Genomic DNA, 21,635 nt, shown 5'->3' on the forward strand with positions numbered 1-21,635 from the left:
AGGCAATTCAACTGTCCGACAGAGGGATATCATAGCGGCCCTGCACGTCTTGCGGGCGCAGTTTAATGCCATTGTACTGGCCCGTCAGGTGCGTGTAGCCGCTGCGATAGTCGGGTTGCGCAGCGGTAACGCCCAGGGCCTGACCCCACGGCGCGGCCTGGGTGCCGACGTCTTCGAAGCTGACACGATGGATCAGGTTGCCGGATTTCCTGGTTTTTTCGCCGCCAAAGGCCGCAAAGGCGCCATCGCTGGCCTGCACGCCCGCGGTGGCACCGAGCATGGTTAACGCCAACATCAGCTTCTTGATCGCAGTCATGGTGATTACCTCATACGCGTTTGGGCTGTGAGGTCCAGACTACGCAGGCGCCCCTGAACTCCCCCTGAACAGGCTCTTAACCACACCTGAACCGCGCCGGACTATGCACTGGCGCGCCAACTCGGCAAAATACCGCGCATGACGCCCCTACCCTCTTGCTGCACCCCGCTCGATGCCCGTTGGCCGCTGCCTGTCGCCTTACCTGGCACGGTGTTTTTGAGCACCCGATTCGATCCGGCCTTATTGGACGCAGGCGATTTCCAACGCAGCGCTGTGCCGCCGCCGGCGAGCATCCAGCGCTCGGTTGCCAAGCGTCAGGCGGAGTTCCTCGCAGGGCGCCTGTGCGCCCGAGAAGCGCTGCAACGCCTGGATAACCTCAACTGCATTCCAGCCATCGGTGAAGACCGCGCGCCGGTCTGGCCAGGGCATATCAGTGGTTCCATCACCCACAGCACCGGGCACGCCGCAGCGATTGTCGGGCACAAGGCGCAATGGCGCGGGCTGGGCATGGACCTGGAAAACCTGCTGACCCTGGAGCGGGCGGAGCGCCTGGCCGGGGAAATTCTGACAGCCAACGAGCTGCAGCGTATGGCGACCATACCGCGTGAGCTGCATGGGTTGCTGGTGACGCTGACGTTTTCGGTCAAGGAGAGTCTGTTCAAGGCGCTCTACCCCATCGTGCAAAAGCGCTTTTACTTTGAACATGCCGAGCTGTTGGAGTGGTCACAGGCGGGCCATGTGCGGCTGCGGTTGCTCACGGATCTTTCTGAAGAATGGGGTGATGGCAAAGAGTTGGAGGGGCAGTTTGGGGTGGAAGGGGAGCAGCTGTTGAGCCTGGTGGCCATCGGCGCTAGATAGACTTGGTCCCGATAGCGGTGTCAGGGTTTGTCTTGATCCCTTGGCCAACTCAGGCTGAAGCACGCCCCGCCCAGGTTGTTGCTCTTGCTGATCAACGCCCGCCCGCCATGCCAATAGATGATCCGCCGCACAATCGACAGGCCAAGGCCATGGCCCCCCGAGGCGCGGGTACGGCTGTCGTCCAGGCGCAGGAACGGCGTGAAAATTCGCTCCCAGGCACTCTCCGGCACGCCGGGGCCATCGTCTTCCACATCAATACGGCAGCGCAGTTGGCCGACCTGATAACTGATCAGCACCTGGCCCTTGGCGTGGCGCATGGCGTTACTCACCAGGTTTTGCAGGGCGCGGTGCAGGTAACGCGGCTCAGCGTCGACCCAGGCGTCCTCCCAGTGGGCCGATGACAGGCAGACACCGCGAGCCACGGTGACCTGCGGGCGCAGTGGCGACAATTCGCCAATGACTTGGTCAAGCAGCGCATCGAGGTCCACGCGCTGGAAATTCAACTCCGGCGCGCCCTGCTCCAGGCGCGCGTAGGTGAGCATTTCATCCACCAGGCCATCGAGGTCCTGGATATCGCCGTCCATGCCTTCCAGGTATTTACGCCGTGCCTCGGGAGTGGCGGCGTCACCAATCATCTCCAGGCCAAAACGCAGGCGCGCTACCGGCGTGCGCAGCTCATGGGACACCGCACGCACCAGTTCGCGCTGAATCGCCAGCAATTGCTGCAAGTGCTCGGCCATGCCATTGAACGCGGCCGCCAGGCGCCCTACCGAATCGGCGCCCCGGGCCGGCACGCGCACCTCCAGGTTGCCCTTGGCGATCCGCGTTGCTGCCGCCTCCAGGCCTTTGAGCCGACGCTCCAGCTGGCGCACCAGCAGATAAACGATCAAGCCGATCAGGGTCAGGCCGATCAAGGTGATCAGAATCAGCCACTGCGCCGGATAGGGGTTCATTTGATAGAGCGGGCCGATTTCCAGCACCCACGGCGTACCGACCATGCCGGCAAATACGCGGATCGAATCGCCGCCCTTGCCCAGGGCCATCACCGTATCGCCTTCCGCCACGCGACGGCGCTGGTCGTCGTCCATATCGGCCTGGTCAAGGGCCATCAAGTGCATCTCAAAACCAAAGCCCTTGGCCTGCTTGATATCGGCCAGGCGTTGCGGCTGCTCGGCCACCGGAAAACGCACCAGTTCGTCGGCCAGCAGGTAGATAGTTGCACGGGCCAATTGCTCGCTGATCTGCTGCACTTCACCGGTGAGCACCAGCTGTTCCTGCTCGCTGACCAGTCGCAGTACCCGCGCCGCATGAGGGCCGGTCTGTTCCACCAGCACCTGGCCGCGTTGCAAGCGGTTGCGCTGGCCCAGGTCCAGTTGCGCCTCTGTAAACGTGCGCAGCTCCAGCGGAATGCCCAGCAAACGCTCCCATACCGCCAAGGCCCGCAGCCGTTCGATGGCGTTCATGGCTTGCAGGTTATCGCCCATCAAGGCAAAGGTGCCGTGGGCCAGGCGTTCGCGGTATTGGCCGCTGCGCACGTCGTTGAGCAGATGCAACGCCAGGGCGCCGAGCAACGCCACCAGGATCAGCGCCGCGCACATGCCGCCGTAGATGCGCAGGAAGATCGAATTCACAGCAGCATGTCGGCAGCGGCTTCGGGGACGAACAGGTAGCCTTTGCTGCGGATGGTCTTGATCAGGCGCGGGTGGATCGGGTCGTCGCCGATTTTCGGCCGAATGCGCGAGATGCGCACATCAATGGAGCGGTCCTGGCCGTCGTAGCCAATGCCGCGCAGGGCAATGAAGATTTCTTCCCGGGACAGGATGCGCCCGGCATTCGCGACCAATAACCACAGCAGGTCGAATTCGGCGCTGGTCAGTTCGATCCCGCCATCGTGCAGCCAGGCTTCGCGCAGCGCGTTGTCCACCACCAGCGGGCCGAACTGCAGGCGGCGCTGGTTTTCTCCCGCCGCCGGTAACGCCGGCTCGCTGCGCCGCAATAGCGCCTGGATACGCGCCAGCAACAGGCGCGGGCGCACAGGCTTGCACACATAGTCGTCGGCGCCCATGTCCAGGCCCTGCACCTGGTCCATGTCGTCGGTACGCGCGGTAAGCATCAGGATCACGCCCTCATAACGCTCGCGAACTTTGCGACAGATGCTCAGGCCATCTTCGCCGGGCAGCATCAGGTCGAGGATCACCAGGTCCGGCTGCTCGGCGATGATGCGCGCCGCAGCCTGGGCGCCATCGCTTTCCACCGACACGCGCAGGCCGTTGCTTTCCAGGTACTCACGGGTCAACTCGGCGAGTCGCTCGTCGTCCTCGATGATCAGTATCTGCCAGGCTTCTTGCTCCATGCGCTACCTCATTATTATTAGAAATTCTTCGGCTCACGCGGCCTCCACCACCCATACCCTGTTTGTCATGTTTTAAGGGCATAACAAAGCCCGATTGTAGCCATGCCCCAACCCATAAATACAAGCCAGGAATTCCATTCGGTGATGGCGTTTTTTTGTGATAGGGTTCGCGCCCTCAAAATTCCCACCAACGGTTTACACCTTGGAATATTCGGTGACAAACGGTGTGATCCAGTAGTAATGCGGCCTACACGGGTGTTCCACGATTCATACACATTTTACTCACAGCGTTATCCACAGGTAGTGCGTTGCTAACCCCCCAAAAACGCATTATCTTGTACCTCGGCGCTAAAAAAACCCTACATGTAGGGTTTTAAGCGAAAAAACCAAACACAAGTCAGACCAGAAACTCAAGCGCTTTCTTGCTCACGTTTGGTTGAACCAAAGCATTTTTTCAAAGCCCAAACCGCGCACGCGGATGGCAGCCGTTTTCAAGCCCGCTTGGCTGAAGACGGTACGGGTGTTGCAGGGCTTGAACCAGGCCACTGTCACCCAGCAGGAATACGGCGAAGGGCTCCCGGCCCCAAGCCAAAGACTTCGGCATGGAAGCGGCGCGATGAGCTCCCTTCCTCCTGTCCCGAAGTTGTTATGCCAGGCCCTGGCCTGCTGTAAGTGCTTCAGGACGGAACGGTGGGCACCTTGATGGTGCCCAAATAAATATAGAATGTGGAGACAACCCCCCATGCAAACCGACACAACTCGCGAGAACCCGCAAGGCTCCGTGCCGCAGGCCGCTGATTCGAATCCGGATCTGTCCGCCACCGCACCTGGCCAACTGCGCGTGATCAAGCGTAACGGCACTGTCGTTCCTTATACCGATGACAAAATCACCGTCGCCATCACCAAAGCGTTTCTTGCAGTTGAAGGCGGCACCGCTGCTGCCTCGTCGCGCATCCACGACACCGTTGCCCGCCTGACCGAACAGGTCACCGCGACCTTCAAGCGTCGCATGCCTTCGGGCGGCACCATCCACATCGAAGAAATCCAGGACCAGGTTGAACTGGCCCTGATGCGTGCCGGCGAGCAAAAAGTGGCCCGCGACTACGTGATCTACCGCGATTCGCGCGCCAAGGAACGTGCCGTACGCTCCCCGGCCGAAGAAGCTGCCGTACAAGCACACCCGTCGATCCGCATCACCCTGGCTGACGGCAGCTTTGCGCCGTTGGACCTGGGCCGCCTGAACACCATCATCACCGAGGCCTGCGAAGGTCTGGAAGAAGTCGACGGTGACCTGATCCAGCGCGAAACCCTGAAGAACCTGTACGACGGCGTGGCCCTGACCGACGTCAACACCGCGCTGGTGATGACCGCCCGTACCCTGGTTGAACGCGAGCCGAACTACTCGTTCGTGACCGCGCGCCTGTTGATGGACACCCTGCGTGCCGAAGGCCTGGGCTTCCTGAAAGTCGCCGACAGCGCCACTCACCACGAGATGGCTGACCTGTACGCCAAAGCCCTGCCGGCCTATATCGCCAAGGGTATCGAGTTCGAATTGCTGAACCCGATCCTGGCCACCTTCGACCTGGAAAAACTCGGCAAGGCGATCAACCACGAGCGCGACCAGCAGTTCACCTACCTGGGCCTGCAAACCCTGTACGACCGTTACTTCATCCACAAGGACGGTATCCGCTTCGAACTGCCGCAAGTGTTCTTCATGCGCGTGGCCATGGGCCTGGCGATTGAAGAGAAGAACAAAGAAGACCGTGCGATCGAGTTCTACAACCTGCTGTCGTCCTTCGACTACATGTCGTCGACCCCGACCCTGTTCAACGCCGGCACCCTGCGTCCTCAGCTGTCGAGCTGCTACCTGACCACCGTGCCGGATGACCTGTCGGGCATCTACCACGCGATCCACGACAACGCCATGCTGTCCAAATTCGCCGGCGGCCTGGGTAACGACTGGACCCCGGTGCGCGCACTGGGTTCTTACATCAAGGGCACCAACGGCAAGTCCCAGGGCGTTGTACCGTTCCTGAAAGTGGTGAACGACACCGCCGTCGCCGTTAACCAGGGTGGCAAGCGCAAAGGCGCTGTGTGTGCCTACCTGGAAACCTGGCACATGGACATTGAAGAGTTCATCGAGCTGCGCAAGAACACCGGTGATGACCGTCGTCGTACCCACGACATGAACACCGCCAACTGGATCCCTGACCTGTTCATGAAGCGCGTCTTCGATGACGGCAAGTGGACCCTGTTCTCGCCATCCGAAGTGCCGGACCTGCACGACCTGACCGGCAAGGCCTTCGAAGAGCGCTACGAGTACTACGAAGCCCTCACCGAGTACCCAGGCAAGGTCAAGCTGTTCAAGACCATCCAGGCCAAAGACCTGTGGCGCAAAATGCTGTCCATGCTGTTCGAAACCGGCCACCCATGGTTGACCTTCAAGGACCCATGCAACCTGCGCAGCCCGCAGCAGCACGTGGGCGTGGTCCACAGTTCGAACCTGTGCACCGAGATCACCTTGAACACCAACAAGGACGAGATCGCCGTTTGCAACCTGGGCTCGATCAACCTGCCGAACCATATCGTCAACGGCAAGCTGGACACCGCCAAGCTGGAACGCACCGTCAACACCGCCGTACGCATGCTCGATAACGTGATCGACATCAACTACTACTCGGTGCCACAGGCGCAGAACTCCAACTTCAAGCATCGTCCAGTTGGCTTGGGCATCATGGGCTTCCAGGACGCGTTGTACCTGCAGCACATCCCTTACGGTTCCGATGCTGCGGTCGAGTTCGCCGACAAATCCATGGAAGCGGTCAGCTACTACGCGATCCAGGCTTCCTGCGACCTGGCCGACGAGCGCGGCGCCTACGAGACGTTCCAGGGTTCGCTGTGGTCCAAAGGCATCCTGCCGCTGGACTCGCAACAGATCCTGATCGAAGCCCGTGGCCAGAAGTACATCGACGTTGACCTCAACGAAACCCTGGACTGGGCGCCGGTTCGTGCCCGCGTGCAGAAAGGTATTCGTAACTCCAACATCATGGCCATCGCACCGACCGCCACCATCGCCAACATCACTGGCGTGTCGCAGTCGATCGAACCGACCTACCAGAACCTGTATGTGAAATCGAACCTGTCGGGCGAATTCACCGTGATCAACCCATACCTGGTTCGTGACCTGAAAGCCCGCGGCCTGTGGGACTCGGTCATGATCAACGACCTGAAGTACTACGACGGTTCCGTGCAGCAGATCGAACGCATCCCGCAAGAACTCAAAGAGCTCTATGCGACCGCCTTCGAAGTGGATACCAAGTGGATCGTTGACGCCGCCAGCCGCCGTCAGAAGTGGATCGACCAGGCTCAGTCGCTGAACCTCTACATCGCCGGCGCTTCGGGCAAGAAGCTGGATGTGACCTACCGCATGGCTTGGTACCGTGGCCTGAAAACCACTTACTACCTCCGTGCCCTGGCCGCGACCAGCACCGAGAAGTCGACCATCAACACCGGTAAGTTGAACGCTGTTTCCAGCGGCAACCATGGTGATGATTCGGTTCTCGCAGCTCCTGCCGGTCCGGCACCTGTGCCAAAGGCCTGCGCGATTGACGAGCCGGATTGCGAAGCTTGCCAATAAGCTGAATCAGTCCAGGGCTTGAACGCCCTGGATTGAAAAAGCCCGATAGACCCCGACTGCACAGGGTTTATCGGGCTTTTTCGTTTATCGCCCTAGAGAAAGGCGTAGGCAATACCCTGCTTCGGCGCGCCACCTCGTCTTCCCCACAACTCCACTCGCCCATCGATGACCGCCATCGAGTGGCGATCATAGGCCACGACACCGAGCTTACCGCTCGCCAGCTCACTGCTCGAAGACTGCCTGTAAAGCCCTTTCAACCCCAGGCGATTCAACGCTTCGTGGGGCATTTCGCCGTTATTCAGACTTTGCATCGCATGGGCGAAACTTAACTTCGAGGTATTCGGGTTGTCATCCAGGCCATTCCCTTCCAGCTGTGCACGCTTGGCACTTGCAGCAAACATGAAGTTAGCATCAGTCAACATCTGCGGATTATCGCCCTTGAACTGTGCGTACCTAGCCGCCTGCTTCAACTCATCCTTGGACAAATCAAGTTTGAACTGATCGCGCATGGTCACCTGATAGCCATCCGCCGTTTCTTTAACCTCTTTGAAAACGTCAGTGGGCTTCTGACCAAACTTCATCATTGCGCCCTTGATCGCTGAAACGGTGACGCAATTGCCGTCCGGCCCCTGGCTGAAGCCACTCCAGATATTGTCTGGTTTTTTTCCTGGGTTACTTTGATCAGGCTTGTAGTTGAAGTGCTTGGAGCCTTCGGTAATCGGCAGATTACTCATGGGCTCGCTGGGGCCGAAATTGTCGGGGTTCGGCCTACCGCCGCCACCTCCACCACCTGGCGATGGGCCAGGGGAAGGCGGTGAGGGAGTTGGCGATGCATCATCCTGTTCCGGGAACCACAATTTCATCAAGCGCCGCAGAAAGTCCAACCAAGAGACGTCAGCCTTCTCCATCAGCTCGTTCATGATCTCTTTGAATTTTTCGTCACCGAGTTCTTCGCGCTTATCGTTCAGCTTGTCGCGAAGGTCTTGAGCGGTCTGGCTCTTGGAGGTTTTTTCGGCATCCATCAATTCGCTGAGTAGTTGCCTGACTGACTCAGCGTCGGTGTCTTGGGTTTTTCCGGGATCATCCGGCTGACTCGTGCGTCCGTATAAGCCCGCACTATCGTTATTCAGGACAAACCAATAACTTCCTGATGGTGCCCCTTCCCACTGCTCGTAAATCGCCATGCATCTCTCCCTGCTGATCCATGGGCGGCATGCGCCCGTGACTCGTCCGTGGCGCAATGGGCGTTGGGCGTTCCAGCAGCAAGGCGAGATGAAACAGGCGGTAAACAAATAACACGCGCACAAAAAAAGCCCCTCGATCGAGGGGCTTTTTTTGTGCGCGTGTTGAGCGACGGTATCAGGTCATCTGGATGATGGTCTGCATGATGGTACTTTGGGTGGAGATGGTCTTGGCGTTCGCCTGGTAGTTGCTCTGGGCCTTGATCAGGTCAACCAGCTCGTTGGTCAGGTTGACGTTGGAGGCTTCCAGAGAGGAGCCCTTGATAGAACCCAGCGTGCCAGCTTCCGGCGCGTCGTAACCCGGCTGGCCCGATGCGAAGGTCTCTTTCCAAGTAGTACCGCCAGCCGGCTGCAAGCCTTGCTCGTTGTTGAAGCTGGCCAGGGAAATCTGGCCGATGGCTTTGCTCTGCTGGTTGCTGAAGGTCGCGAACAATACACCGCTGCCGTCGACTTTCAGGCCAGTGATCTGGCCAGTGGCATAACCGTCAGTGACCGGCGGGTTGCGGTAGCTGGCCGAGTTGTACTGGGTGACATTGCCCATGTTGATAGCGATGCCATCCTTGTTGGCTGACGCATCGTTGGCCTTCCAGACACCGTCGGTCACTGTACCGGGTACCCAATCCTTAATGGTCAGGGTGTTGCCGGCAACACCACCGGTCACGATGCTCTTGAGATTACCGGCACCATCGAAAGCCAGGGTCGACGGCACTGGCGCTTTCACATCAGCCCCGGTACCGGTCGGAGGCGAACCGTCAGGGTTACGGCCATCGATCAAGGTGTAGGACTGCCACTCGTTGGCACCGGTTTTCACCACGTACTGAACCATCGGGTGCGCGTTGCCCTGGGAGTCATACAATGTAGTGCCGTATTGCGTGGTGAAGGTTTCTGACTTGGTTGGGTCAAAGGGGTTCTTGGTCTGGTCGATTACCGGCGACGAGGAGTTAAGGTTGCTGGCCGAATCCACCTTGGTGGACGCCTTCGGTGGCAGGTTCGCCAGGTTCAGTTGCAGGTCGACCAGACCACCCTTGTTGATCTTGCCATTCTCGTCCGCAGCGTAACCCTGCAGACGCGAAGTGCCAGTGTTGTTGGTGATGTAGCCGTCCTTGTCCGCACGGAAAGCACCGCTTCGGGTGTATTCCAGCGAGCCGTCGCCACCCTTCTGCACGAAGAAACCACCGCCCTGGATCGCCATGTCGAGGATGCCGCCACCGCCGTTGACGTCGCCCTGGGTGAACTGCTGCGACACCGCCGCCAGGTTCACACCGTTGCCGATGGTGTTCTGGCCAGTGCCAAGTTTGGAAGCCGCATAAATATCGGAAAATTCCGCACGAGATGACTTGAAGCCGGTGGTCGCAACGTTGGCGATGTTGTTGCCGGTCACGTCCAGTTGTTTGTTGGCCGCATAGAGGCCGCTAAGGCCGATATTAAAAGACATGTTTCTCTCCCTCTGCCGTATTTAGCCGGCTCTATGTACCGATAGTCTGAATTTGCGACAGCTTGACGCTGCCCATGCCGCCTGCAAGGTTGAGCAGCATTTCGCCGCCGGTCTTGCTCAAGGTCACGCTGGTTACGGTGGCTGGCAGCGAGGTGGCCAGGGAAACCGAGTCACCCTTGTCGTTCTTGGTGCTGGCATTGAAGGTGTAAGTGCCGGCGGGGGCGACCTCGCCCTTGTCGTTCTTGCCGTCCCAGATAAAGCTCTGGCTGCCGGCACTCTGCGCGCCCATATCCACGGTGCGCACGACGTTGCCGTCCTTGTCGGTGATTTTGACGGAAACGTTGCCCACCGCCGATGGCACCTCTACCGAACCGTTCATGCTCTTGCTGGTATCAACCATGGCTTTGTCGGTCTGGATAATGATCGACCGCCCCACCAGCGATGAAGCCTGCAGCGCTTGCGAAGAGCTGAAGTTGCTGGAGATGTTATTCACCGAGTCGTTCAGGGTGTTGATGCCTTCCAGGCTGCTGAACTGGGCAAGTTGGGCCACGAACGCGCCGTTGTCCTGGGGCGACAGCGGGTTCTGGTTTTTCAGCTGGGTTACCAGTAACTGCAGGAATGCGTCCTTGCCCAACGCCTGGTTGCCAGTGGCTGCTTTGGAAACATTCGAGACATTGTTCGAAGCGTCCTTGACCTTGGAATTGAACAGGTCCTGGACTGTCGTGTTGTTTGACGTATCAACGATGGCCATTATTTGGCGCCCCTTATTACTGACCCAGGGTCAGGACCTTCTGCATCATGGCTTTGGCGGTGTTCATCATTTCCGCATTGGTCTGGAACGAACGACTGGCGGAGATCATGTCAGCCATTTCCTCGACCACGTTGACGTTGGGGTAGTAGACGTAACCCTTTTCGTTCGCGGCCGGATGGTTGGGCTCGTAACGGGCCTCCAGGTTGCTCTGGTCTTCAACCACACCCAGCACCTGCACGCCGGAGCCGGCTGCGTCCTGGTTCTGGAACAACGAATCGCTGCCACCGGCCTGGCCACCCTGGAACATGGTGGCAAACACCGGGTGACGGGCACGGTAAGTCTGGTCAATGCTCGAAGAGACGGTCTCGGCGTTGGCGATGTTACTGGCGACGGTGTTCAAACGCGTGGTCTGCGCGCTCATGCCACTGCCGGCAATATTGAAAACACTGGACAGGGACATGGCTTATTCTCCACGCAGGGCTGACATCAGCCCCTTGAATTTGCTGTTGAGCAGGGTAAAGCTGGCCTGGAAATTCACCGAGTTCTCGGCGTAGTTCGATTGCTCCAACTGCGCGTCGACGGTGTTCTGGTCGATCGACGGCTGCATCGGCGTGCGATACAGCAACGACTCGTCACCCTTGCTCAGGCCCTGCGCTTCGATATGACGGCTGTTGGTCATGTTCAAGGCGAAGGTGCCGCTCTTGGTCTTGTCTTGCTGTGCGGCGAGCACGGCAGAGAAGTCCAGGTCCCGAGCCTTGTAGTTCGGGGTATCGGCGTTGGCAATGTTATTGGCCAGGACTTCGGCACGCTGGGCGCGAAAGCCCAGGGCTTGTTCATGGATACCGAGCGCTTTATCGAAGCTGATGCTCATGGCGGAAACCTTTAGGCTGACCTGCTGTTCGTTAGCAGGGTTATAGCAAGGTGCGTGCCAGTCTTTCAGGAGCCCGTATATCAAGGGTTTCGAGGGTAGGTGCCGGCGACTATGCCAGAAAAGCGGCAACGGGTTTCCGCGTGGCGCCAGTAAAGCGGCAATGGGGAGTTGCCGCTTTCTTCAACGTTGCCGCAGAAACAAATGTGGGAGGGGGCTTGCTCCCGATAGCGGTGTATCAGTGATAAAGACATCAACTGAACCACCGCTATCGGGAGCAAGCCCCCTCCCACACTTTAACTGCGTGCGACTTACTTGGCCTGGTAGATGATCCCCGGGCTGCACTGCACCATCTGGTAATGGTCCGGCAGGCCATTCAAGGCTTCGGAAGCACCGAGGAACAGGTAACCGCCGCGCTTGAGCGTGCCGTGGATGCGCAACAGGATGTCTTTCTTCACTTCGGCCGAGAAATAGATCAGCACGTTGCGGCAGAACACCATGTCGAACTTGCCCAGGCTGGCGTAGCTGTCGAGCAGGTTGAACGAGCGAAACTCCACGCGGTTCTTGATCGGTGCCTTGATCGCCCAGCGCCCGGCGCCTTTGGGGTCGAAGTAACGCTGCAGGCGCTCCTGGGATAAACCGCGGCCCAGGGCCAGGCTGTCGTACTCACCGGTCTTGCAGTTGGTGAGCATGGTGCCGGACAAGTCGGTAGCGACAATTTGCGCGCCGGCTTTCAACTGGCCCATGTTGGTTCGCTCGAACTCGTCGATGGACATCGAGATCGAGTAGGGTTCCTGCCCCGAGGAACAGGCCGCCGACCAGATGCGCAGGCGCTGGCCCGGGCTGGCCTTGATGGCTTCCGGCAACACTTTGTTCTTGAGCACTTCAAAGGGGTAGGTATCGCGAAACCACAGGGTTTCGTTGGTGGTCATTGCATCGACCACCATTTCCTTGAGCCCGCTGCGCGGCTGCCCCTGGATCCGCTGGACCAACTCACCCAGGGACTTGATGCCCTGCTGTTCCATCAGTTTGTTGAGACGGCTGGATACCAGGTACTGCTTGTTTTCACCGAGCAATATGCCACAGGCTTTTTCCAGGAAGACCCGGAACTGTTCGAAATCCAAATTACCCGTAGACAATGATACCGCCTCTTAAATCGTGTGATCGCCGGGGGAAATCCCCTAGCCGTGATCTGCTGCCTTGATCCGGTCGACTACCCGGGATGCGAGGTCATCAGGACGGAACTTGGCCAGAAAGTCATCAGCACCAACCTTCTTGACCATTGCCTGATTGAATACCCCCGACAACGAAGTATGCAGGATGATATGCAGTTTTTGCATGCGTGGATCGTTGCGTATCTCGGCCGTGAGCGTGTAGCCGTCCATTTCCGGCATCTCGATGTCGGAGATCATCATCAGGAATTCTTCTTCGGGCTTCTTGCCTTCGTCCACCAGTTTGCGCAGGTAATCCAGGGCCTGACGACCATCATTGAGGGCCACCACGTCTACACCAACGGTCTGCAGGCAGCGTGTGACCTGCTTGCGCGCCACTGAGGAGTCGTCCACAGTCAATACGCGCAGGGACACCGCCTTGTGTGCAGTCTCGGCATCCACCACACCCACAGAGATGGTTTCCGAGGTGGGTGCCACTTCGGCGAGGATTTTTTCCACGTCGATGATTTCGACCAACTGGTTATCGACCCGTGTCACCGCCGTCAGGTAGTGATCGCGCCCGGTGCCCTTGGGCGGCGGATGGATCTCTTCCCAGTTCATATTGACGATACGCTCCACCGAGCGCACCAGGAAACCCTGGGTCTTGGTGTTGTACTCGGTGATGATCACAAAGGGGTTCTGGCGGTCTTGCAAACCCGCCGAGCCCGTGGCCATCGCCAGGTCAAGAATGGGAATAGTTGCGCCACGGATGTTGGCTACACCACACACCACTGGGCTGGACTTGGGCATGATCGTCAGCTTTGGGCATTGCAGCACTTCCCGCACTTTGAATACGTTGATGCCATACAACTGTTTGCCATCCAGGCGAAAAAGCAACAACTCCAGGCGATTCTGCCCTACCAGCTGTGTGCGCTGGTTTACTGAATCCATTACACCTGCCATGCCCTGACTCCTAAATCCTGGGGGTACGACGCGCACCCAACACTAAACGGCACGAGCTTTGCTATTTATTAAATATGGATATTAAAACGACAGTTTCCCGACGCCCTAGCCACCGCAGGCTGTTCTGCGCCGTGATGGCGCTGCTTGCCTTGAGCATTGGCGCTACCGCACGCGCCGACAATGTCACCCTGCCTGATCTCCTTATCGGCGTCACCCAAGGTTTTCTTGAATTCACTGTAGAAGATTATCTGGCGACCACGCAGACGCCGGGACGTTATGAAATTCAGGTCAGCCAGTTGGACCCGCGCTTGCGCATGCCGATGTGCGACAAGGAATTGACAGCCACGCTGGAAAGCCCTGCCCAGCCCATCGGACGCGTAACGGTAAAAGTTCGCTGTGAAGGCGCCTCGCCCTGGACGGTATTCGTGCCGGCTCAGGTCAAGCTGTTCCGCGATGTGGTAGTGGTCGCGCGGCCGTTGAAACGCACCGGCATCATCGGCTACGAGGATGTGGCCCTGCGCGAGCGCGATATCAGCCTGATCAACCAGGGCTACCTGACCTCAGTGGATCAGGCTATCGGGCAGAGACTCACCCGACCAATGGTCACCGATCAGGTCATCACACTGGTTCACCTGGAACAGGCTGAAGTGATTCGCAAGGGTGACCAAGTGGTGATTTCGGCCAGCAGTGGCGGGCTGAACGTAAGGATGCCAGGGGAGGCACTGTCCAATGGCGGCATGAGCGAGCAGATTCGCGTCAAGAATCTCAACTCCAATCGCGTGATCAAGGCGCGGGTCACGGCGCCTGGTCAGGTCGAGGTCGCTTTATAGATCACTGGAATCACAGGCCGGCTTTTCCTACACTGTGTGTTGGATGTCGAGCGGTACAGGTTTATTGTCAATCGAGCCTAAAGTTTGCCCGGGTATGGCCGAAAACATGGCAAGCGTCCAAATACCCAGAGGTTTTTTCACCATGGTCATTGATTTCAGTCGTTTGAATAACACCCAGGCTTTGCCGGGCAATACGCGCACCAACGGTGCCAAGGACAGCGTAGAAGCCAAGTCCCAGCCCTTGCCCGCCAAGGCAGAGCAGGCCAGCGCCAGCCAGAGCGGGGAATCGGTACACCTGAGCAATGAGGCTCAACAGTTGCAGAAGGTCACTGACTCGCTGCGTGATCAGCCGGTTGTCAATAAAGCTCGCGTGGCTGAGTTGAAACAGGCCATCGCCGACGGCAGCTATAAAGTCGACAGCAGCCGTGTAGCCAATAAGCTGCTTAACTTCGAAGCCGAGCGCTAGGCAAAAGCCTGCGCAGGGCTTTTGGACGCTTAAAACCCAAGGCCAGCCATGCACCACGACGAACATCTGCTTCAACTGATCATTGATGATCTGGCGCCAACGCACCAGTTGCTTGAGCTGCTCAAGGAAGAATCCCTGGCCCTGTACGGCCGGGACATGCCCTTGCTCGAAGAAATCCTGGCGCGCAAGCAGTCGCTGATTGTGTTGCTCGAACAACACGGCAAGAAGCGCAGCCAGATACTCATCAGCCTGGGCCTGCCTGCCGATCACGAAGGCCTGGCACAACTGGCTAGCCACTCCTCGGTCGGTGATCAATTACTGGCGCAAAGCAAAGAACTCAATCAATTGCTTGCCCAGTGCCAGGAAGCCAACCTGCTCAACGGCCAATCAATCCAGCTTCAGCAAGCCACGACCGCCAATCAGTTGCGCATACTGCACGGTGGTGAGCCTCCGGCCCTGTACAACGCCCAAGGCTCCACCTCTCGCCTGGTCAAGCCAAGTACCCGCAGCCAAGCCTGACACCGGTTTACAGCGCGACCTATCCAAGGAGCGCTACATACTGGCAAAATGCCGGTTCTTGCGTGTAGTCGTACTTTGTCTGGAGATGGAAGAACCGTGTTCAACGCCCCTAATGCGGAAGATGCACCGCAGCCACCGAAGGTGCTCACTACGCCTCTGGAAGTCGCCAGCACATTACGGATGCTGCAAGAAAGCCATGATCCGCTGATCATCACTTTCCACGAACGCAGCCAGCGCTTTCAGAGCTATTTGGTGGATATTGATCGGGACAGCAAAACGCTGGCCCTGGATGAAATGATCCCCCGAGACGGTGAGCGCTACCTCGAGAACGGCGAACCCTTTCGTATCGAAGGCTTCCATGAAGGTGTACGGGTTGCCTGGGAAAGCAATGGCACGCTGAACATCAGCGAAAAAGACGGCCACCGTATCTATAGCGGCAGCATGCCTGACGAGGTGGTTTATCATCAGCGGCGCAATGCATTTCGCGCCGCACTGAAACTTGCGCAATTGGTGAATATCGAACTGGGCGGCGAGAAGCTCAAGGCACCGATCAGCGGCAAACTTCTGGACATTTCCGCCACTGGCTGCAAATTGCGCTTTGAGGGCGATATCTCCGAGCGCCTTCAGTTGGGCCAGGTCTATGACCGCTTTATCGCCGCCCTGCCCTTTGGCAGCATGACCACCTCCGTCGAACTGCGCTACCTGCACTTCGAAGACAAGATCAACACGACCTTTGCTGGCGTGCGTTTTCACAACATGAGTGGTTTGGTGCAGCGCCAGGTGGAGCGTTTTGTCTACCAGCTGCAGCGCGAGGCTCGGCGCTTCGACAAGGACGATGATCTTTAAGGTTTAGACGCTGAAATAAAAAACGGGCAGTTCCTGATAGGAACTGCCCGTTTTCATTCAGGGGCGTGCCCTGCTCAAGTCATGGGGATGTTCATCCGGGTCTACCGGCTCCTGCGGCTCTTCATTGGCTGGCTCATCAGTTACCGGGTCTGGCTCGGGTTCCGGGTCAGGGACAGTGACCTGCATCTGCTCCTGCACCACTTGCTCATCCACCCGTGGGTCGAGCGCTGCTACCAGCGGTGAACTGGACATGCTGTCAGGCATCGCCACGTGATGCAGCGGGGCGTCGTCGACCTGGTGCAGGTTGGTCACTGCTTTGGGACGGATGCGCCATACCAGGATCAACGCACACAAACTGAAAAACGCGTAGAGCATCTGGCTGCCGAACAACTTCATCACGACACCCGCCAACAGTGGGCCGATACTGGCGCCTATGCCGTAGGTCACCAACAACATGGCCGTCAGCGAAACCCGACGATCACCTTCTACATGATCGTTGGAAAAAGCCACTGCCAATGGGTAAAGGCAGAACTGCACCAGCGAACAGAAGAAGCCTGCCACAAACAGCACTTCCAGCGGTACTTGAGTCATGATCGCCAGCGGCAACGCTGTTACGGCCAGGCACAACGCAAAGCAGCGAATCAACAGCGCGCGGTCATAGCGGTCCGATAGCCATCCCAGCGGCCACTGAACGACCAAGCCGGCAAAAATGCAGCTACCCATGAACAAGCCGACTTGCTCAGTCGTCAGCCCCTGCTGAGACGCGTAGAGCGGCGCCAAACCGTAGAACGACCCAACGATCAAGCCCGCGCCCAGCACCGTACTGAGAGACTGTGGCACACGCTTTATAAAAAAACGGGGCTCCATCGGGGCCGGGTGCAGGGGCGCGGGGTGAATGCGTCGGGTCATGGCCACAGGCACCAGGCACAACGCAAAACACAACGCGACCAACATCAGCAGTTCAAGCCCAAGGTGAGGATGCATGACCAGGATCAACTGCCCCAGTACCAACCCGAGGTAGGACGCGATCATGTAGCCGCTGAACACTACGCCACGCTGCTTGGCATCCGCCTGTTCATTGAGCCAGCTTTCGATAACCATGTACTGGCACATCATCCCCAGGCCGACGATTATCCGCAGCACGATCCAGGCAGGTAGCCAATCAATCAAGCCATGACCCAGCACTGCCGCGCCGACGATTCCGGCGCAAGTCGCGTAGGCACGAATATGTCCAACGCGGGCTATCAGGCGATGCCCGATCTTGCCGCCCAGTACCAAGCCAAAATAGTTGGCGGCCATCAGCGCACCGACCCACAAACTGTCGACATTGTCTGCCGCCAGGCGCAAGGCCAGGTAAGTACTGAGCAGGCCGGAGCCAATCAGCATCATCAAAGAGGCGAAATAAAGGGCTCGAAAAGATTTCCAGATCTGGCGCATCGGCGTTCCGAGCGGCTCCTTGCGGTAAGGGATTGGGCTATCGGCATGATAGTCCGGGTGGTCGGGTCCGGACAGGCGGTGCGGCCTGTTTCCGGGGATTATTTTGCATAAGAGCTCAGACGTTGCACCTGTGTCTGTAGGTACACAACGGTAGAGATAAATACATGACGCCCCTGCTGTGAACCCTGAAGCGCTGCAAGGTTCGACTGATCTTTGAGGCTTTGCAAAAAGCTGTGGGTATTGAATAGCTCGGTACTTTTCAACCGCCCAAAACAAAACCCCTGTTTGCGTTAGCAAACAGGGGTTTCGGAATTTAATCTTGACGATGACCTACTCTCACATGGGGAAACCCCACACTACCATCGGCGATGCATCGTTTCACTGCTGAGTTCGGGATGGGATCAGGTGGTTCCAATGCTCTATGGTCGTCAAGAAATTCGGGTACTGAGTCGCGACCAGTTGGTCTCGCTTCAGCAAATTGGGTATGTGACAGCTTTCGGTGTTTTGTGAGCGTCGAACTTTCGGTTCATTGCGTCTTCACACACCGCAATCTGATGCTCTTTCGAGAAACAAATTGCTTGGGTGTTATATGGTCAAGCCTCACGGGCAATTAGTATTGGTTAGCTCAACGCCTCACAGCGCTTACACACCCAACCTATCAACGTCGTAGTCTTCGACGGCCCTTCAGGGAACTCAAGGTTCCAGTGAGATCTCATCTTGAGGCTAGTTTCCCGCTTAGATGCTTTCAGCGGTTATCTATTCCGAACATAGCTACCCGGCAATGCCACTGGCGTGACAACCGGAACACCAGAGGTTCGTCCACTCCGGTCCTCTCGTACTAGGAGCAGCCCCTCTCAAATCTCAAACGTCCACGGCAGATAGGGACCGAACTGTCTCACGACGTTCTAAACCCAGCTCGCGTACCACTTTAAATGGCGAACAGCCATACCCTTGGGACCGGCTTCAGCCCCAGGATGTGATGAGCCGACATCGAGGTGCCAAACACCGCCGTCGATATGAACTCTTGGGCGGTATCAGCCTGTTATCCCCGGAGTACCTTTTATCCGTTGAGCGATGGCCCTTCCATACAGAACCACCGGATCACTAAGACCTACTTTCGTACCTGCTCGACGTGTCTGTCTCGCAGTCAAGCGCGCTTTTGCCTTTATACTCTACGACCGATTTCCGACCGGTCTGAGCGCACCTTCGTACTCCTCCGTTACTCTTTAGGAGGAGACCGCCCCAGTCAAACTACCCACCATACACTGTCCTCGATCCGGATAACGGACCTGAGTTAGAACCTCAAAGTTGCCAGGGTGGTATTTCAAGGTTGGCTCCACGCAGACTGGCGTCCACGCTTCAAAGCCTCCCACCTATCCTACACAAGCAAATTCAAAGTCCAGTGCAAAGCTATAGTAAAGGTTCACGGGGTCTTTCCGTCTAGCCGCGGATACACTGCATCTTCACAGCGATTTCAATTTCACTGAGTCTCGGGTGGAGACAGCGCCGCCATCGTTACGCCATTCGTGCAGGTCGGAACTTACCCGACAAGGAATTTCGCTACCTTAGGACCGTTATAGTTACGGCCGCCGTTTACCGGGGCTTCGATCAAGAGCTTCGCGTTAGCTAACCCCATCAATTAACCTTCCGGCACCGGGCAGGCGTCACACCCTATACGTCCACTTTCGTGTTTGCAGAGTGCTGTGTTTTTAATAAACAGTCGCAGCGGCCTGGTATCTTCGACCGGCATGAGCTTACGGAGCAAGTCCTTCACCCTCACCGGCGCACCTTCTCCCGAAGTTACGGTGCCATTTTGCCTAGTTCCTTCACCCGAGTTCTCTCAAGCGCCTTGGTATTCTCTACCCAACCACCTGTGTCGGTTTGGGGTACGGTTCCTGGTTACCTGAAGCTTAGAAGCTTTTCTTGGAAGCATGGCATCAACCACTTCGTTAACTAAAAGTTAACTCGTCATCAGCTCTCGGCCTTAGAATCCCGGATTTACCTAAGATTCCAGCCTACCACCTTAAACTTGGACAACCAACGCCAAGCTGGCCTAGCCTTCTCCGTCCCTCCATCGCAATAACCAGAAGTACAGGAATATTAACCTGTTTTCCATCGACTACGCTTTTCAGCCTCGCCTTAGGGACCGACTAACCCTGCGTCGATTAACGTTGCGCAGGAAACCTTGGTCTTTCGGCGTGGGTGTTTTTCACACCCATTGTCGTTACTCATGTCAGCATTCGCACTTCTGATACCTCCAGCAAGCTTCTCAACTCACCTTCACAGGCTTACAGAACGCTCCTCTACCGCATCACTTACGTGATACCCGTAGCTTCGGTGTATGGTTTGAGCCCCGTTACATCTTCCGCGCAGGCCGACTCGACTAGTGAGCTATTACGCTTTCTTTAAAGGGTGGCTGCTTCTAAGCCAACCTCCTAGCTGTCTAAGCCTTCCCACATCGTTTCCCACTTAACCATAACTTTGGGACCTTAGCTGACGGTCTGGGTTGTTTCCCTTTTCACGACGGACGTTAGCACCCGCCGTGTGTCTCCCATGCTCGGCACTTGTAGGTATTCGGAGTTTGCATCGGTTTGGTAAGTCGGGATGACCCCCTAGCCGAAACAGTGCTCTACCCCCTACAGTGATACATGAGGCGCTACCTAAATAGCTTTCGAGGAGAACCAGCTATCTCCGAGCTTGATTAGCCTTTCACTCCGATCCACAGGTCATCCGCTAACTTTTCAACGGTAGTCGGTTCGGTCCTCCAGTTAGTGTTACCCAACCTTCAACCTGCCCATGGATAGATCGCCCGGTTTCGGGTCTATTCCCAGCGACTAGACGCCCTATTAAGACTCGCTTTCGCTACGCCTCCCCTATTCGGTTAAGCTCGCCACTGAAAATAAGTCGCTGACCCATTATACAAAAGGTACGCAGTCACCCAACAAAGTGGGCTCCCACTGCTTGTACGCATACGGTTTCAGGATCTATTTCACTCCCCTCTCCGGGGTTCTTTTCGCCTTTCCCTCACGGTACTAGTTCACTATCGGTCAGTCAGTAGTATTTAGCCTTGGAGGATGGTCCCCCCATATTCAGACAAAGTTTCTCGTGCTCCGTCCTACTCGATTTCATGACTAAGAGATTTTCGCGTACAGGGCTATCACCCACTATGGCCGCACTTTCCAGAGCGTTCCGCTAATCTCAAAGCCACTTAAGGGCTAGTCCCCGTTCGCTCGCCACTACTAAGGGAATCTCGGTTGATTTCTTTTCCTCAGGGTACTTAGATGTTTCAGTTCCCCTGGTTCGCCTCTTGCACCTATGTATTCAGTACAAGATAACCATCTTATGATGGCTGGGTTCCCCCATTCAGACATCTCCGGATCAAAGTCTGTTTGCCGACTCCCCGAAGCTTTTCGCAGGCTACCACGTCTTTCATCGCCTCTGACTGCCAAGGCATCCACCGTATGCGCTTCTTCACTTGACCATATAACCCCAAGCAATCTGGTTATACTGTGAAGACAACATTCGCCGAAAATTCGAATTTCTCGATTAAGAGAACTCACAAATTTTACCTTAGCCTGATCCGTTACCAGTGAAAGTAACGTTCAGTCTATCTTTCTATCACATACCCAAATTTTTAAAGAACGATCTAATCAAAGACTAGAAATCAATATTCACTTCAGAATATTCATTTCTAAACTCTAACAGCAGAAGCAGTTAATGGTGGAGCCAAACGGGATCGAACCGTTGACCTCCTGCGTGCAAGGCAGGCGCTCTCCCAGCTGAGCTATGGCCCCATAACAAAATTGGTGGGTCTGGGCAGATTCGAACTGCCGACCTCACCCTTATCAGGGGTGCGCTCTAACCAACTGAGCTACAGACCCAATTTCGAGCGCGTAACTGATTAGCTAAGAGCTATCAGCTTGGAGCTTAAAGCTGCTTCTATCGTCTTCTTCAATGAATCAAG

The 21,635-nt window shown here is 57.0% G+C and carries 17 protein-coding genes, 2 tRNA genes and 2 rRNA genes; 6 read left to right on the forward strand and 15 right to left on the reverse strand.

Going from position 1 to position 21,635, the window contains the following annotated elements; translation table 11 throughout:
* Positions 1-7: 7 nt before the first annotated feature.
* Positions 8-316 carry a hypothetical protein gene (locus IH404_RS21455; RefSeq protein WP_005790571.1) on the reverse strand — a complete coding sequence of 103 codons (309 nt, stop codon included), beginning with the start codon at positions 314-316 and terminating at the stop codon, positions 8-10.
* Between the two features lie 138 nt (positions 317-454).
* On the opposite strand from IH404_RS21455, the gene IH404_RS21460 reads away from it, so the two are divergent.
* Positions 455-1,174: a 4'-phosphopantetheinyl transferase superfamily protein gene (locus tag IH404_RS21460; RefSeq protein ID WP_005790573.1), complete on the forward strand. Its 720-nt coding sequence runs from the start codon at positions 455-457 to the stop codon at positions 1,172-1,174.
* Positions 1,175-1,194: 20 nt separating this feature from the next.
* Here IH404_RS21460 and IH404_RS21465 read toward each other — a convergent pair whose 3' ends face one another.
* A complete protein-coding gene (locus tag IH404_RS21465; protein ID WP_194438978.1) occupies positions 1,195-2,805 on the reverse strand; it encodes an ATP-binding protein in 1,611 nt (536 codons plus the stop codon).
* Positions 2,802-3,527: a response regulator gene (locus IH404_RS21470; protein WP_005790577.1), complete on the reverse strand. Its 726-nt coding sequence runs from the start codon at positions 3,525-3,527 to the stop codon at positions 2,802-2,804. The genes IH404_RS21465 and IH404_RS21470 overlap by 4 nt, the downstream gene beginning before the upstream one ends.
* Before the next feature lie 742 nt (positions 3,528-4,269).
* Between IH404_RS21470 and IH404_RS21475 the strand changes: the two genes are divergently transcribed.
* Positions 4,270-7,164, forward strand: coding sequence for a ribonucleoside-diphosphate reductase subunit alpha (locus IH404_RS21475; protein WP_005790579.1), 2,895 nt, complete (start codon positions 4,270-4,272; stop codon positions 7,162-7,164).
* Between the two features lie 92 nt (positions 7,165-7,256).
* On the opposite strand, the gene IH404_RS21480 is transcribed toward IH404_RS21475, so the two are convergent.
* The 7 genes from IH404_RS21480 to IH404_RS21510 all read right to left on the reverse strand — a co-directional run bounded on the left by IH404_RS21480 (position 7,257) and on the right by IH404_RS21510 (position 13,573).
* Positions 7,257-8,348 carry a hypothetical protein gene (locus tag IH404_RS21480; RefSeq protein WP_005790581.1) on the reverse strand — a complete coding sequence of 364 codons (1,092 nt, stop codon included), beginning with the start codon at positions 8,346-8,348 and terminating at the stop codon, positions 7,257-7,259.
* A 175-nt stretch (positions 8,349-8,523) separates the two neighbouring features.
* On the reverse strand, positions 8,524-9,840 hold the full coding sequence (gene flgE / locus IH404_RS21485) for a flagellar hook protein FlgE (protein WP_005790582.1): 1,317 nt from the start codon (positions 9,838-9,840) through the stop codon (positions 8,524-8,526).
* Positions 9,841-9,871: 31 nt separating this feature from the next.
* Complete coding sequence (gene flgD, locus IH404_RS21490; protein ID WP_194438980.1) at positions 9,872-10,591, reverse strand: flagellar hook assembly protein FlgD; 720 nt, start codon at positions 10,589-10,591, stop codon at positions 9,872-9,874.
* Positions 10,592-10,607: 16 nt separating this feature from the next.
* Entirely contained in the window at positions 10,608-11,051 is a 444-nt protein-coding gene (gene flgC, locus IH404_RS21495) for a flagellar basal body rod protein FlgC (protein WP_005790586.1), read from the reverse strand.
* 3 nt (positions 11,052-11,054) lie between these two features.
* Positions 11,055-11,462: a flagellar basal body rod protein FlgB gene (gene flgB, locus IH404_RS21500; RefSeq protein WP_194438983.1), complete on the reverse strand. Its 408-nt coding sequence runs from the start codon at positions 11,460-11,462 to the stop codon at positions 11,055-11,057.
* Positions 11,463-11,770: 308 nt separating this feature from the next.
* The gene (gene cheR, locus IH404_RS21505) at positions 11,771-12,598 is read right to left on the reverse strand and encodes a protein-glutamate O-methyltransferase CheR (RefSeq protein ID WP_005790588.1); all 828 of its coding nucleotides are present in this window, start codon (positions 12,596-12,598) and stop codon (positions 11,771-11,773) included.
* Between the two features lie 42 nt (positions 12,599-12,640).
* Entirely contained in the window at positions 12,641-13,573 is a 933-nt protein-coding gene (locus tag IH404_RS21510) for a chemotaxis protein CheV (RefSeq protein WP_005790590.1), read from the reverse strand.
* 74 nt (positions 13,574-13,647) lie between these two features.
* Between IH404_RS21510 and flgA the strand changes: the two genes are divergently transcribed.
* From flgA to IH404_RS21530, 4 genes are all read left to right on the forward strand, one after another.
* Positions 13,648-14,403, forward strand: a complete 756-nt coding sequence (flgA, locus tag IH404_RS21515) for a flagellar basal body P-ring formation chaperone FlgA (protein ID WP_005790591.1) — start codon at positions 13,648-13,650, stop codon at positions 14,401-14,403.
* 142 nt (positions 14,404-14,545) lie between these two features.
* Complete coding sequence (flgM, locus tag IH404_RS21520) at positions 14,546-14,869, forward strand: flagellar biosynthesis anti-sigma factor FlgM (protein ID WP_194438985.1); 324 nt, start codon at positions 14,546-14,548, stop codon at positions 14,867-14,869.
* Between the two features lie 48 nt (positions 14,870-14,917).
* A complete protein-coding gene (locus tag IH404_RS21525; RefSeq protein ID WP_005790595.1) occupies positions 14,918-15,388 on the forward strand; it encodes a flagellar protein FlgN in 471 nt (156 codons plus the stop codon).
* 96 nt (positions 15,389-15,484) lie between these two features.
* Positions 15,485-16,234 carry a flagellar brake protein gene (locus IH404_RS21530; RefSeq protein WP_005790597.1) on the forward strand — a complete coding sequence of 250 codons (750 nt, stop codon included), beginning with the start codon at positions 15,485-15,487 and terminating at the stop codon, positions 16,232-16,234.
* A 57-nt stretch (positions 16,235-16,291) separates the two neighbouring features.
* On the opposite strand, the gene IH404_RS21535 is transcribed toward IH404_RS21530, so the two are convergent.
* The 5 genes from IH404_RS21535 to IH404_RS21555 all read right to left on the reverse strand — a co-directional run bounded on the left by IH404_RS21535 (position 16,292) and on the right by IH404_RS21555 (position 21,552).
* A complete protein-coding gene (locus tag IH404_RS21535; RefSeq protein ID WP_005790600.1) occupies positions 16,292-17,671 on the reverse strand; it encodes an MFS transporter in 1,380 nt (459 codons plus the stop codon).
* Positions 17,672-17,988: 317 nt separating this feature from the next.
* Positions 17,989-18,104: ribosomal RNA gene (gene rrf / locus IH404_RS21540) — 5S ribosomal RNA — on the reverse strand.
* 156 nt (positions 18,105-18,260) lie between these two features.
* Positions 18,261-21,152, reverse strand: a 23S ribosomal RNA gene (locus IH404_RS21545).
* Positions 21,153-21,389: 237 nt separating this feature from the next.
* Positions 21,390-21,465, reverse strand: a tRNA-Ala gene (locus IH404_RS21550).
* Positions 21,466-21,475: 10 nt separating this feature from the next.
* Positions 21,476-21,552: transfer RNA gene (locus IH404_RS21555), tRNA-Ile, on the reverse strand.
* Positions 21,553-21,635 lie beyond the last annotated feature (83 nt).

The organism is Pseudomonas sp. OST1909 (assembly GCF_015277575.1).
Classification (GTDB): Bacteria; Pseudomonadota; Gammaproteobacteria; order Pseudomonadales; family Pseudomonadaceae; genus Aquipseudomonas; species Aquipseudomonas synxantha_A.